A 12,756-nucleotide genomic window follows, 5' to 3' on the forward strand; every position below is an offset into this window, starting at 1 on the left:
GGGTTTCGAAACTCTATCAGCGCTGATCCTGGATCAAACAAGGCGCCATTGGAGAGGAAATCCCGATGAACACTAGGCTTCTGCTCTTGCTCGCTAGTCTCTGCCCTGCCCTTGCGTTCGCCGAAGGCTGCGACGTGCTGACCCGATCCCAAAGCGCTTCCATCCCTGCGGTCGAAAGTCATAGTTGCTATGAATACGAAGGCATGCCGGTCAATTCCATCGACTGGTCATGCAGTAACGAGAGCAAGGAGATGCTGACCAGCACCAAGAAGAAAGTCGAACATTGTGACGATCATTACCAGGCCACCTGCATCGCCACCCTGACCCAGGAATCGTTGGCCAATCCTCATTCAACCAGCAAGGACAAGAACAGTCAGTCGGTCAACATTCCCGACAATGCCCAGGTCACGACCTATTACTACGGCGCCGAGCACATCGCCCAGGCCAAAATTGATTGCGAGTCGGGCGGTGGTCACTGGAAGGCCAAATAAAAAAACCGATGCCTGAGCGGGCATCGGTTTTTTATCAAGCGCCATGGATGATGCGCCGCCAGATCACGTCACGCCGTTATCAGAAGTTCGCCGGCGTGTTCGCGCTGATGATTTCCGCCTCATCCTGGCCGATATTGCGAAACTTGTGCGGCAAGGTCGTCGGAAAGTAATACCCGTCCCCGGCATTGAGCACGCTGATCTGCCCGTCCACCGTCAGCTCGACGGTGCCACGGGTCACCAGACCGCACTCCTCGCCTTCGCAATGCACGATCGGCTCTTCTCCGGAGCTGGCGCCCGGTGCGTATTGTTCGCGCAGCAGACGCATCTGCCGGCTTGGCACGGAGGCGCCGATCAGCAGCAGGCGCAGGCCGTGGCGGCCGAGGTCAGGCTGTTCGTTGGCGCGGAAGACGTATTGGTGTTCGCGCGGCGGTTGATCGAAGGTGAAGAAGTCGGCCAGGGACATGGGAATGCCCTCCAGCAGCTTTTTCAGCGAGCTGACGGAAGGACTGACGCGATTCTGCTCGATCAGGGAAATGGTGGCATTGGTGACGCCGCTACGCCTGGCCAGCTCGCGCTGGGACAGTTTGTAGCTTTCGCGTACTAATTTGAGTCGTGAGCCCGTGTCCATGACAGCCTTATGTGTTTGGTACGCAAGGGTAATGGGGGTGGATAGCAGGCGTGGATCGCGCCGTTTTCCGGTCCCGGAAACGTGAAAGGCGGCTATTAAATCACGTTTGCTGGTGTTGCTGTAGGAGCCGGCTTGCCGGCTCCTACAGGGGAACCTGGTGTTTCAGGTAAAAAGCCGGCAGTACCTGATTGGGGTGCCTGCCGGCGAGGTAAAGCTTAGATCCCGAAACGGTCGCGCAGCGAGTAGTACACCGCGCCCAGGGCAGTCAACGGCGCCGAGAAGGTGCGCCCGCCGATCATCGGCATGTGCGGCAGCGAGGCGAAGGCGTCGAAGCGTTCGGCGTCGCCGCGGATCATTTCGGCGATCAGTTTGCCCGCCAGGTGCGAGCAAGTAACGCCGTGGCCGCTGTAGCCCTGCATGTAATAGGCGTTTTTCTCGATACGGCCGAATTGCGGCATGCGCGACATGGTCAGCAGGAAGTTGCCGGTCCAGCGGAAGTCGATCTTCACATCCTTCAATTGCGGGAAGGTCTTGAGGATTTTCGGGCGGATCAGTTGTTCGATGTCGTCCGGTTCACGCGCGCCGTAGACCACGCCGCCGCCGTAGAGCAAGCGGTTGTCGGCGGTCAGGCGGTAGTAGTCGAGCAGGTAGTTGCAGTCTTCGACGCAGTAGTTGTTCTTGATCAGGCTGCGGGCCTGCTGTTCCGACAACGGCTCGGTGACGACGATCTGCGAACCACAAGGCATGCTCTTGCTGGTCACGCGGTTGTCCAGGCCCTGCGGCAGGTAGGCGTTACCGGCGATCAGCAGGTACTTGGCCTTGACCACGCCTTTGGCGGTGCGCACGGTGATCGGTTCGCCGTAGGTGATTTCCACCGCCGCCGATTGCTCGTAGATCTTGCCGCCCAGGCCGATGATTGCCGAAGCCTCGCCCAGCGCCAGGTTCAGCGGGTGAATGTGCCCGCCTTGCATGTCCAGCAGGCCGCCGACGTAGGCGTCGGAGCCCACTTCGCGCTTGATGTCATCCTTGCCAAGCATCGTCAGGTTCTTGTTGCCGTAGCGTTCCCAGCCCTTCTTCTGCTCGGCCAGGCCCTTGAGCTGCTTCTTGTTCATCGCGGCAAAAATGCCGCCCGGGCGGTAGTCGCACTGGATGTCGTAGTGCTGTATGCGCTGGCGAATGATGTCCGCGCCTTCGAAGATCATGCTGCCGAGGACTTCGGCGGTCTTGTCGCCATAACGCTCTTCGATGACGTCGACGTCGCGGCTGTAGGAGTTGACCAGTTGGCCACCGTTGCGACCGCTGGCGCCGAAACCGACTTTGGCGGCTTCCAGCACGGTGACGCTGTAGCCCGCTTCGGCGAGGAACAGTGCCGAGGACAGGCCGGTATAGCCGGCGCCGATCACGCAGACGTCGCAATCCACCGCGCCCTCAAGTACCGGGAAATCGCCGGTGAAGTTGCGGGTGGCGGCGTAGTAGCTGTTTACATGTGCTTGTTTCATACGATTCTCCGATGGCCGCCGCAAAGAGCCGGCGACCGCCGCTTTATTGTTATTAGAGCTTGATCCAGGTCGCCTTGAGCTCGGTGTACTTGTCGAACGCGTGCAGCGATTTGTCCCGGCCATTGCCCGACTGCTTGAACCCGCCGAACGGCGCGGTCATGTCGCCGCCATCGTACTGGTTGACCCAGATGCTGCCGGCACGCAAGCCACGGGCGAAGGTGTGGGCCTTGCTCAGGTTGCTGGTCCACACACCGGCGGCCAGGCCGTAGATGCTGTCGTTGGCAATCGCCAGGGCTTCTTCAGTGGTGTCGAAGGTAATCACCGACAGCACCGGGCCGAAGATTTCTTCCTGGGCGATGGTCATGGCATTGGTCACGCCATCGAAAATCGTCGGCTCCACGTACTGGCCACCGGTGTCTTCGAGGGTGCGGCTGCCACCGGCGATCAACCGGGCGCCCTGCTCCTTGCCGATGTCGATGTAGCGCAGCACGTTGTCCAGTTGACGCTGGTCCACCACCGCGCCGACGGTGGTCGCCGGATCGAGCGCGTGCCCCGGTTTCCAGCCTTGCAGGGCTTCCACCAGCAGCGGGATGAACTGCTCGCGGATCGAGCGTTCCACCAGCAGGCGCGAGCCGGCGGTGCAGACTTCGCCCTGGTTGAAAGCAATGGCACCGGCGGCGGCCTGCGCGGCGGCGCGCAAGTCCGGCGCATCGGCGAACACCACGTTGGCGCTTTTGCCACCGGCTTCCGCCCAGACGCGTTTCATGTTGCTTTGCCCGGCGTAGATCATCAGTTGCTTGGCAATCGCCGTGGAGCCGGTGAAGGCCAGCACGTCGACGTCCATGTGCAACGCCAGCGCCTTGCCCACGGTGTGGCCGAAACCTGGCAGCACGTTGAACACGCCCTTGGGGATGCCCGCATCCAGCGCCAGCTGCGCGATGCGAATGGCCGTCAGCGGCGACTTTTCCGAAGGCTTGAGGATGAACGAGTTGCCCATCGCCAGGGCCGGGGCGAATTTCCAGCTGGCCATGATCAGCGGGAAGTTCCACGGCACGATGGCCGCCACGACGCCTGCCGCTTCGCGAGTCACCAGGCCCAGCTGGTCGTGGGGTGTGGCGGCGACTTCGTCGTAGATCTTGTCGATGGCTTCGGCAGTCCAGCGGATCGCGTTGGCGGTGGCCGGAATGTCGATGGCGATCGAATCGCCGATCGGCTTGCCCATGTCGAGGGTTTCGAGCAGCGCCAGTTCTTCCTGGTTGGCCAGGATCAGGTCGGCGAAGCGGATCAGGATGCGCTTGCGCTCGGCCGGGGCCAGCCTGGACCAAACGCCGGATTCGAAGGTGCGGCGAGCCACGGCGACGGCCAGGTTGGCGTCGGCTTCGTCGGTGCTGGCGACGTTGGCCAGGAAGCGACCGTCCACCGGGCTGATGCATTCGAACGTCGCGCCGCTGGCGGCTGCGCAGTATTGGCCGTCAATGAATGCACGGCTTTCGATTGTCAGGGACTGGAAGCGTTGCTCCCAGTCGCTGCGAGTAGTTGTCATGGTTGTGACTCGACGCAGGAAATAGGTGATTGCTGGACCGATGCCAGTCAACTCAGGATTTGTAATGCGGTCCCCTGTGGGAGCGAGCCGGCTCCGGGCGGCGATCCGACGATGACGGAGTGTCAGACGACATTGATGCTGACTGATCCACCGCTATCGTCGGATCGCCGCCCGGAGCCGGCTCGCTCCCACAGGTTTTGCATTTGGCTTCAGGCCGTCAGACGGTATGCAAGTACCAGTTGTACTCAAGGTCGGAGATGGAGTTCTCGAACTCGGCCAGCTCGCTTTCCTTGCACGCCACGAACACGTCGATGTACATCGGGTCGATGTACTTGGCCATGACTTCGCTGTCGTCCAGCTCGCGCAGGGCATCTCGCAGGTTGTTCGGCAGGCTCTGCTCGTTCTGCTCGTAGCTGTTGCCTTCCACCGGTGCGCCCGGCTCGATCTGGTTGACCAGGCCGTGGTGCACGCCGGCCAATACCGAGGCCATCAACAGGTACGGGTTGGCATCGGCACCGGCCACGCGGTGCTCGATGCGCACGGCATCCGGGGAACCGGTGGGCACGCGGACCGCCACGGTACGGTTGTCGACGCCCCAGCTCGGCGAGTTCGGCACGTAGAACTGCGCGCCGAAACGACGGTAGGAGTTGACGTTCGGGCAGAGGAAGGCCATCTGCGCCGGCAGGGTCTCGAGCACACCGCCGATCGCGTGTCGCAGCGCGGCGTTCTGCTCGGGATCCTCGCTGGCAAAGATGTTGTTGCCTTCCTTGTCGAGAATCGAAATGTGCACGTGCAGACCGTTACCCGCCTGGCCCGGATACGGCTTGGCCATGAAGGTGGTGTCCATCTCGTGGTCGTAGGCGATGTTTTTCACCAGACGCTTGAGCAGGACGGCGTAGTCGCATGCCTTTATAGGGTCGGCCACGTGGTGCAGGTTGACTTCGAACTGCGCCGGGGCGCTTTCCTTGACGATGGCGTCAGCCGGGATGCCCTGCTCTTTCGCGCCTTCGAGGATGTCCTGCAGGCAGTCGACGTACTCGTCGAGGTCGTCGATCAGGTACACCTGGGTCGACATCGGTCGCTTGCCGGACACCGGCGAACGTGGCGACTGCGGACGACCGTTCACGTTGTCCTGGTCGATCAGGTAGAACTCCAGTTCAAACGCGGCGCAGATGGTCAGGCCCATCTCGTCGAACTTGCGCACGACATTGGCCAAGACTTCCCGCGGGTCGGCGAAGAACGGCTGGCCTTCGAGTTCGTGCATGGTCATCAGCAGTTGCGCGGTTGGGCGCTTCTGCCAGGGCTCGATGCTCAGGGTGCCGGGGATCGGGTAGCAGATCCGGTCGGAGTCGCCGATGTCCAGACCCAGGCCGGTGCTTTCCACCGTGGAGCCATTGATGTCCAGGGCAAACAGGGACGCCGGCAGGTTGATGCCTTTCTCGTAAACCTTATGAAGACTGGTGCGTTCGATGCGCTTACCGCGCACCACACCGTTCATATCCGCAATCAGAAGGTCGACGTACAAAACCTCAGGATATTTCTTAAGGAATGCGTTTGCTTCGTTGAGTTGAACGGTACGCAGAGGGACCGACATGATGCACCTATTTTTTACTGTTAATTATTATGTTCACCGCCCTTTCACGTAGCCAGTCAATCCGAAAGGCAAAGTGAAGTCAATAGCGAACACTTGGCCTTTCAACGTTTATTTTCGGGCCTCCCAGAGGCACGGGAGTGCCAAATCATCCCTGGAACACAGGTAAATCCTCAGTTTCAGACGATCGACGTTTAGAATTTTTTACATGAGAGTTGTTAATTAAAATCAACAAGGCTAAGCTCCGGAAAAGCTCGTTCAAGTGTGAAACTTCGAGGTGATAAAAATGGCATTCAAGCCATTGATCGGCGTTACTGCATGCGTCAAACAGATTGGCCTGCACCCCTACCATGTCAGCGGCGACAAGTACTTGCGTGCTGTCAGCGTTGCGGCGCTGGGGCTGCCTGTCGTCATTCCTTCCCTGGGCGAACTGACCGAAATCGAGGACCTGCTACCGCAGCTCGATGGTCTGTTGCTGACCGGCTCGCCGTCGAATGTGGAACCCTTCCACTATCAAGGCCCCGACAGCGCGCCCGGCACGGAACACGATCCCCAGCGGGATCGCACCACCCTTCCCCTGATTCGCGCAGCCATCGCCGCTGGCGTTCCGGTGCTCGGCATCTGCCGCGGCTTCCAGGAGATGAACGTGGCGTTCGGTGGCAGCCTGCATCAGAAGGTCCATGAACTCCCTGGCTTGCTCGATCATCGCGAGGCCAACCATCCGGACCTGGCGGTGCAATACGCACCGGCGCATGACGTTAATGTGCAGCCGGGCGGTGTGTTCCAGGCGCTGGATATGCCGCCGGCGTTCCAGGTCAATTCGATTCACAGCCAGGGCATCGACCGGCTCGCTCCCGGCCTGCGCGCCGAAGCGCTCGCGCCGGATGGCTTGATCGAAGCGGTCTCGATGGAGAACAGCCAGGCGTTTGCCCTCGGTGTGCAATGGCATCCGGAATGGCAGGTGCTGGACAACCCGCCCTACCTGAAGATTTTCCAGGCGTTTGGCGACGCGTGCCGGCAACGGGCGGCGCTGCGTAACTCGCGCTGACTTAACACTCGATTAACCCATTACTGCCCCCGTGAGTCTGGCGGGTGCGCTTGCGCGCATCCGTGACGCACGACAACAACACACTGCAATAACAACAAGCACTACCAGGCAGCCAGGATGGCGGCGCCGAATTAACCCGAGCCAGGTGCGCGGATCTGTAGGAGCTGGCTTGCCAGCGATGGCGGTCTGTCAGCCAATATGATGTCGACTGTCAGGGCCTCATCGCTGGCAAGCCAGCTCCTACAGGGGGACCGCACCCGGCAAGGGTTTGCAATCAACTATTAAGTCAGGCCGCGTTGGCCCGACGACTGAAACCTGTTGGGAGTTTCACATGGCAAACGCCTCCAGCATCTACAGGAAGGCTCTTGAAGGTCACCAGGCACCGAAAAAGGTGTTGGTGAAAGTCGACCGCGTCACCAAGAAGTTCGACGAGACCACCGCCGTGGACGATGTGTCCCTGGAAATCCATCAAGGCGAAATCTTTGCCCTGCTCGGTGGATCCGGTTCCGGTAAATCGACGCTGCTGCGCATGCTCGCCGGCTTCGAGCGCCCGACCGAAGGCCGGATCCTGCTCGACGGCGTCGACATCACCGACATGCCGCCCTATGAGCGGCCGATCAACATGATGTTCCAGTCCTATGCGCTGTTCCCGCACATGACAGTGGCGCAGAACATCGCCTTCGGCCTCAAGCAGGACCGTTTGCCCGCCGCTGAAATCGACGCCCGCGTGGAAGAGATGCTACGCCTGGTGCACATGACCCAGTATGCCAAGCGCAAACCCCATCAGTTGTCCGGCGGCCAGCGCCAGCGTGTGGCCCTGGCCCGCTCCCTGGCCAAGCGTCCGAAGCTGCTGTTGCTCGACGAACCGATGGGTGCACTGGATAAAAAGCTGCGCTCGCAGATGCAGCTTGAGCTGGTCGAGATCATCGAGCGCGTCGGCGTGACCTGCGTCATGGTGACCCACGACCAGGAAGAAGCCATGACCATGGCCCAGCGCATCGCGATCATGCACCTGGGCTGGATCGCCCAGATCGGCAGCCCGGTGGACATCTATGAAGCGCCGGTCAGTCGCATGGTCTGCGAATTCATCGGCAACGTGAACGCCTTCGAAGGCACCGTGGTGGAAGACCTGGAAGGCCACGCGATCATTCACAGCGCAGACCTGGAGCAGAAGATCTACGTCGGCCACGGCGTCAGTACGTCGGTGCAGGACAAGTCGATCACCTACGCCATCCGCCCGGAAAAACTGCTGGTCAGCACCACCAAGCCGGACGCCCGCTACAACTGGTCCAGCGGCAAGGTGCATGACATCGCCTACCTCGGCGGCCACTCGGTGTTCTACGTCAAGTTGCCTGGCGGCAAGGTCGTGCAATCGTTCATGGCCAACGCCGAACGCCGGGGTGCACGTCCGACCTGGGACGATCAGGTCTACGTGTGGTGGGAAGACGACAGCGGCGTGGTACTGCGCGCATGAGAACCTTCAATCAGCAATTGCTGCGCCTGGTGCCCAGTGGGCGAAAACTGGTCATCGGCATTCCGTTCCTGTGGCTGTGCCTGTTCTTCATGTTGCCGTTCTTCCTGGTGATGAAGATCAGCTTCTCGGAAGCGGCCCTGGCCATTCCGCCCTACTCGGAGATCTACACCTACGCCGAGCAGAAATTCAACCTGTTGCTCAACATCGGCAACTACACCTTGCTGGGCGAAGACGAGTTGTACCTTTCGGCTTACCTCGGTTCGTTGAAGGTCGCGCTGTTCAGCACGCTGGCGTGCCTGGTGATCGGTTTCCCGATGGCCTACGCGATCACCAAGGCGAGCAAGGAAGCGCAAAACGTCCTGATGTTGTTGATCATGATGCCGACCTGGACCGCGATCCTGATCCGCGTTTATGCGTGGATGGGCATCCTCAGCAACAATGGCTTGCTCAACGGCTTCCTGATGTGGACCGGCCTGACCTCGCACCCGATCGAGATCCTCAACACCAACACCGCCGTGTATATCGGCGTGGTGTATGCGTACCTGCCGTTCATGATTTTGCCGCTCTATGCCAACCTGGTGAAGCACGATCAGAGCCTGCTGGAAGCCGCATCGGACCTGGGTTCGAGCACCTTCAACAGCTTCTGGAAGATCACCGTGCCGCTGGCCAAGAACGGCATCATCGCAGGCTGCATGCTGGTGTTCATTCCAGTGGTGGGTGAGTTCGTGATTCCGGAACTGCTGGGCGGCCCGGAAACCCTGATGATCGGCCGCGTGCTGTGGCAGGAGTTCTTCAACAACCGCGACTGGCCGGTGGCGTCCGCCCTGGCGGTGGTGATGCTGTTAATCCTGATTGTGCCGATCCTGCTGTTCAACCGCAGTCAAGCCAAAGAGATGGAGGCACGGGGATGAAACGCTTCGGATTTTCAAAGTTCATGCTGATTTTCGGCCTGTCGTTTATCTACCTGCCGATGCTGATCCTGGTGATCTACTCGTTCAACGCTTCGAAACTGGTGACGGTGTGGGGTGGCTGGTCGTTCAAGTGGTACGCGGGCCTGCTCGACAACACGCAACTGATGGGCTCGGTGGTGCGTTCTCTCGAGATCGCCTGCTACACGGCGATTGCCGCCGTTGCACTGGGCACGCTGGCCGCGTTCGTGCTGACGCGCGTCACCCGCTTCAAGGGCCGCACGCTGTTCGGCGGACTGGTGACAGCGCCGCTGGTGATGCCGGAAGTGATCACCGGTCTGTCGCTGTTGCTGCTGTTCGTGGCCATGGCGCAGATGATCGGCTGGCCGATGGAACGTGGCATCGTCACGATCTGGATCGCCCACACCACGTTTTGTGCCGCCTACGTTGCAGTGGTAGTCTCCGCCCGCCTTCGCGAGCTGGACCTGTCCATCGAAGAAGCGGCCATGGATTTGGGTGCGAAACCGTTCAAGGTGTTTTTCCTGATCACCATCCCGATGATCGCGCCGTCATTGGCGGCCGGCGGCATGATGTCGTTCGCCCTGTCGCTGGATGACCTGGTGCTGGCGAGCTTCGTCTCGGGTCCGGGCTCCACCACCCTGCCGATGGAAGTGTTCTCGGCAGTACGGTTGGGCGTGAAGCCTGAGATCAACGCCGTGGCCAGCCTGATCCTGTTGGCCGTGTCGATCGTGACCTTCATGGTCTGGTACTTCAGCCGCCGTGCCGAAGCCAGCCGTAGACGGGCGATCCAGGAAGCGATGGACCAGACGGCGAGCGAATCCTGGCAGCAACCGAAAAAGCAAATGGTAGAAGCGACGGCCTGATACCGCTCCCCCCCCTGTAGGAGCGAGCTTGCTCGCGATGGACGTCAACGATGACGCGGGCAGCCTGAATAAACGCGGTGCCCTTAAGTTCTTCGCGAGCAAGCTCGCTCCTACAATGGGTGTGCAAGTTCGCACGCAACAAATGTTTGCCGTGCGATTGTGAATAAAAAGAGAAATGGAGTTGTACCGATGAAAATGTTTGGCAGGACTCTGCTGACACTGTCCTTATTGGGCGCGATCGCCTCGGGCGCCCAGGCCAATGACAAGGTTCTGCGCGTCTATAACTGGTCGGATTACATTGCCCCGGACACCGTCAAGAAGTTCGAAGACGAGACCGGCATCCAAGTGACCTACGATGTGTTCGACAGCAACGAAACCCTGGAAGCCCGCCTGCTGGCGGGCAAGTCTGGCTACGACCTGGTCGTGCCATCCAACAGCTTCCTGGCCAAGCAGATCAAGGCCGGGGTCTACCAGGAACTGGACAAGTCGAAGCTGCCGAACTGGAAAAACCTCAATCCGGTGCTGCTGAAAAACGCCTCCGCCAGCGACCCGGACAACGCCCACGCGTTCCCGTACATGTGGGGCTCGATCGGCATTGGCTTCAACCCGCAGAAGGTCAAGGAAGTGCTCGGCGCCAACGCCCCGACCAATTCCTGGGACCTGCTGTTCAAACCGGAAAACGCCGAAAAGCTCAAAACCTGCGGCATCAGTTTCCTCGACTCGCCAACCGAAATGATCCCGGCTGCGCTGCACTACCTGGGCTACCCGGTGAACGATCAGGACAAGGCGCACATCGCCGAAGCCGAAGCGCTGTTCATGAAAATCCGTCCGTCGGTGGCGTATTTCCATTCCTCGAAGTACATCTCGGACCTCGCCAACGGCAACATCTGCGTGGCCGTCGGTTATTCCGGCGACGTACTGCAGGCCAAGGCCCGCGCCGAGGAAGCCGGGGACAAGGTGAAGATCGACTACAGCATCCCGAAGGAAGGCGCCGGCAGTTTCTACGACATGGTCGCCATCCCGCGCGATGCCGCCAACGTCGACAACGCCTACCTGTTCATGAACTTCCTGATGCGCCCGGACATCATCGCCGAGATCACCAACAGTATCGGCTACAGCAACGCCAACTCGGCCGCCACGCCGTTGGTGGATGAGGCGATTCGCAACGAACCGGGTTCGTATCCGCCAGAAGCGGTGATGGCCACCTTGTATGCCGTTCCTGACCAGCCGATTGCGGTGCAGCGGATCATGACCCGGGGTTGGACCAAGGTGAAGTTGGGTAAATAATCGCTGAATTTGCAATCGCCTTCGCCGGCAAGCCGGCTCCTACAAGGGTTCCCGGCAAACGTGCACCACTGTAGGAGCCGGCTTGCCGGCGAAGAGGCCAGAACATTCAACGTACAATCCAGATTCTTTTTTTCGTTCATGCAGCGCCTTACCACCGCTGCATCACTCACCTGGCTCCTCGGTTAAGGTGAAGTTTGGCGCCCTCGGGCGCCTTTTTTGTTTTGCCTCAAGCACCGCCCAACGGCCACTCGGCCAACGCCCGATAGCGGCCCTTGTGCGATTCGAACAAGGTGAAGCGCTCGGCCCGCAGGATAAATTCCGCAGGCGTTGCGGACTCCGGCACCGGTGCCCGGTAGTCACGCGCCAGGGTCAAATGCGGGCGAAATTCCCGGGGTGCGTCTTCCAGGCCAAACGGCAACAGGGCCTGCTCCAGGTCATACACCAGTCGCAACAACGCTGGCGATGCCTGCTCGGGCGCCAGCACCAGTACCCCTGCCCTGCGCCAGACATCCAGGCGATCCAGCTCCACGGCCAGGCGTTCACCCGGCGTGCGCACCGACGCGGCAGCGCTGCAAATGTCGGCGATTTGCGCGATCCCGACCGCCCCGAGGAACTTCAGGGTCAGATGAAAATTCTCCACCGGCACCGGGCGCCCGCTGCGCAGTTGCAAGGCGCTGCGCCATTGGGCGATGGCCTTGCGTAGTGGCGGTGCACAGTCCAGCGCGAAAAACAGCCGTTTCAATGGTTCGTTGGATTCGTCGCTCATTCGTGGCACCTCCTGACATCCAAGTTATAGTTCATGCAAGCGATTGAACTGGAGGGGGCCATGCGAGAAATCATCAGCAAAGAGCCATGGTGGGCCGTGCCACCGAAACCCGGTCAAGACGAGTTCGAGCTCGAATGGGGCTGGCTTGTTCACTACAACGAAGGTGAGCCGCGCTTCGAGTTCGTCAAGGAACGGCCTACAGACACCGAAATTCAAAATCGCAAGAGTTGCAGGATCACCCCGGCGGCGGAGTGATCCTGTGATTCAAGTTCAAGCCTTCACGATCATTTCAAACCCGCCGAAAATCATCCTTTGACCATCGAACGGCATGGGATTGACGTCGGGCTGCACCCGCGGGTCGGTCATCAGTTTCGTCATCCCGGCGTCACGGGTGGATTTATCCGGCCAGACGATCCAGGAAAACACCACGGTTTCGTCCTCCTTGAGTTTCACCGCCATGGGAAACGAGGTCACCTTGCCGTCGGGGACGTCGTCGCCCCAGCACTCGGCGAGGCTGAGCGCGCCGTTCTCGATGAAAATCGCGGCAGCCATTTCGGCGTGCTGCCTGAATTTTTCCCGGTTGGCGGTGGGTACGGCAATGACAAAACCATCGACATAAGACATGAGTGTTCTCCTT

General features: G+C 60.3%; 13 protein-coding genes. 7 read left to right on the top strand and 6 right to left on the bottom strand.

Going from position 1 to position 12,756, the window contains the following annotated elements:
- Window positions 1-65: 65 nt before the first annotated feature.
- Window positions 66-491 (top strand): hypothetical protein, encoded by a 426-nt coding sequence (locus tag ACYP2Q_RS29390; protein ID WP_459733670.1) that lies wholly within the window; start codon window positions 66-68, stop codon window positions 489-491.
- Between the two features lie 79 nt (window positions 492-570).
- Here ACYP2Q_RS29390 and ACYP2Q_RS29395 read toward each other — a convergent pair whose 3' ends face one another.
- The 4 genes from ACYP2Q_RS29395 to ACYP2Q_RS29410 all read right to left on the bottom strand — a co-directional run bounded on the left by ACYP2Q_RS29395 (window position 571) and on the right by ACYP2Q_RS29410 (window position 5,755).
- On the bottom strand, window positions 571-1,119 hold the full coding sequence (locus ACYP2Q_RS29395; protein WP_459733672.1) for a cupin domain-containing protein: 549 nt from the start codon (window positions 1,117-1,119) through the stop codon (window positions 571-573).
- Window positions 1,120-1,334: 215 nt separating this feature from the next.
- Window positions 1,335-2,618, bottom strand: coding sequence for an NAD(P)/FAD-dependent oxidoreductase (locus ACYP2Q_RS29400; RefSeq protein WP_459733673.1), 1,284 nt, complete (start codon window positions 2,616-2,618; stop codon window positions 1,335-1,337).
- 52 nt (window positions 2,619-2,670) lie between these two features.
- Window positions 2,671-4,161 carry an aldehyde dehydrogenase gene (locus ACYP2Q_RS29405; RefSeq protein WP_459733674.1) on the bottom strand — a complete coding sequence of 497 codons (1,491 nt, stop codon included), beginning with the start codon at window positions 4,159-4,161 and terminating at the stop codon, window positions 2,671-2,673.
- A 217-nt stretch (window positions 4,162-4,378) separates the two neighbouring features.
- The gene (locus ACYP2Q_RS29410) at window positions 4,379-5,755 is read right to left on the bottom strand and encodes a glutamine synthetase family protein (RefSeq protein ID WP_459733675.1); all 1,377 of its coding nucleotides are present in this window, start codon (window positions 5,753-5,755) and stop codon (window positions 4,379-4,381) included.
- 283 nt (window positions 5,756-6,038) lie between these two features.
- Here ACYP2Q_RS29410 and ACYP2Q_RS29415 point away from each other — a divergent pair, with 283 nt between their 5' ends.
- The 5 genes from ACYP2Q_RS29415 to ACYP2Q_RS29435 all read left to right on the top strand — a co-directional run bounded on the left by ACYP2Q_RS29415 (window position 6,039) and on the right by ACYP2Q_RS29435 (window position 11,353).
- Window positions 6,039-6,800, top strand: a complete 762-nt coding sequence (locus ACYP2Q_RS29415; protein WP_459733676.1) for a gamma-glutamyl-gamma-aminobutyrate hydrolase family protein — start codon at window positions 6,039-6,041, stop codon at window positions 6,798-6,800.
- Window positions 6,801-7,131: 331 nt separating this feature from the next.
- Window positions 7,132-8,274: a polyamine ABC transporter ATP-binding protein gene (gene potA / locus ACYP2Q_RS29420; protein ID WP_459733677.1), complete on the top strand. Its 1,143-nt coding sequence runs from the start codon at window positions 7,132-7,134 to the stop codon at window positions 8,272-8,274.
- Between the two features lie 29 nt (window positions 8,275-8,303).
- A complete protein-coding gene (locus ACYP2Q_RS29425) occupies window positions 8,304-9,185 on the top strand; it encodes an ABC transporter permease subunit (RefSeq protein ID WP_459733702.1) in 882 nt (293 codons plus the stop codon).
- A complete protein-coding gene (locus ACYP2Q_RS29430) occupies window positions 9,182-10,066 on the top strand; it encodes an ABC transporter permease subunit (RefSeq protein WP_459733678.1) in 885 nt (294 codons plus the stop codon). The genes ACYP2Q_RS29425 and ACYP2Q_RS29430 overlap by 4 nt, the downstream gene beginning before the upstream one ends.
- 189 nt (window positions 10,067-10,255) lie before the next feature.
- Complete coding sequence (locus ACYP2Q_RS29435; RefSeq protein ID WP_459733679.1) at window positions 10,256-11,353, top strand: polyamine ABC transporter substrate-binding protein; 1,098 nt, start codon at window positions 10,256-10,258, stop codon at window positions 11,351-11,353.
- A 226-nt stretch (window positions 11,354-11,579) separates the two neighbouring features.
- Here ACYP2Q_RS29435 and thpR read toward each other — a convergent pair whose 3' ends face one another.
- Window positions 11,580-12,119, bottom strand: a complete 540-nt coding sequence (gene thpR / locus ACYP2Q_RS29440; protein ID WP_459733680.1) for an RNA 2',3'-cyclic phosphodiesterase — start codon at window positions 12,117-12,119, stop codon at window positions 11,580-11,582.
- Between the two features lie 60 nt (window positions 12,120-12,179).
- Here thpR and ACYP2Q_RS29445 point away from each other — a divergent pair, with 60 nt between their 5' ends.
- A complete protein-coding gene (locus ACYP2Q_RS29445; protein WP_459733703.1) occupies window positions 12,180-12,374 on the top strand; it encodes a hypothetical protein in 195 nt (64 codons plus the stop codon).
- 15 nt (window positions 12,375-12,389) lie between these two features.
- On the opposite strand, the gene ACYP2Q_RS29450 is transcribed toward ACYP2Q_RS29445, so the two are convergent.
- Window positions 12,390-12,743: a DUF1428 domain-containing protein gene (locus ACYP2Q_RS29450; RefSeq protein ID WP_459733681.1), complete on the bottom strand. Its 354-nt coding sequence runs from the start codon at window positions 12,741-12,743 to the stop codon at window positions 12,390-12,392.
- Between the last annotated feature and the right edge of the window lie 13 nt (window positions 12,744-12,756).

Source organism: Pseudomonas sp. MHK4 (genome assembly GCF_054600775.1).

Bases quoted from the DNA above. Each gene is read 5' to 3' on its own strand.
- thpR (WP_459733680.1), bottom strand. From the start codon at position 12,119: ATGAGCGACGAATCCAACGAACCATTGAAACGGCTGTTTTTCGCGCTG.
- ACYP2Q_RS29445 (WP_459733703.1), top strand. From the start codon at position 12,180: ATGCGAGAAATCATCAGCAAAGAGCCATGGTGGGCCGTGCCACCGAAA.
- ACYP2Q_RS29400 (WP_459733673.1), bottom strand. From the start codon at position 2,618: ATGAAACAAGCACATGTAAACAGCTACTACGCCGCCACCCGCAACTTC.
- ACYP2Q_RS29395 (WP_459733672.1), bottom strand. From the start codon at position 1,119: ATGGACACGGGCTCACGACTCAAATTAGTACGCGAAAGCTACAAACTG.
- ACYP2Q_RS29410 (WP_459733675.1), bottom strand. From the start codon at position 5,755: ATGTCGGTCCCTCTGCGTACCGTTCAACTCAACGAAGCAAACGCATTC.
- ACYP2Q_RS29430 (WP_459733678.1), top strand. From the start codon at position 9,182: ATGAAACGCTTCGGATTTTCAAAGTTCATGCTGATTTTCGGCCTGTCG.
- ACYP2Q_RS29435 (WP_459733679.1), top strand. From the start codon at position 10,256: ATGAAAATGTTTGGCAGGACTCTGCTGACACTGTCCTTATTGGGCGCG.
- ACYP2Q_RS29405 (WP_459733674.1), bottom strand. From the start codon at position 4,161: ATGACAACTACTCGCAGCGACTGGGAGCAACGCTTCCAGTCCCTGACA.
- ACYP2Q_RS29450 (WP_459733681.1), bottom strand. From the start codon at position 12,743: ATGTCTTATGTCGATGGTTTTGTCATTGCCGTACCCACCGCCAACCGG.
- ACYP2Q_RS29415 (WP_459733676.1), top strand. From the start codon at position 6,039: ATGGCATTCAAGCCATTGATCGGCGTTACTGCATGCGTCAAACAGATT.
- potA (WP_459733677.1), top strand. From the start codon at position 7,132: ATGGCAAACGCCTCCAGCATCTACAGGAAGGCTCTTGAAGGTCACCAG.
- ACYP2Q_RS29390 (WP_459733670.1), top strand. From the start codon at position 66: ATGAACACTAGGCTTCTGCTCTTGCTCGCTAGTCTCTGCCCTGCCCTT.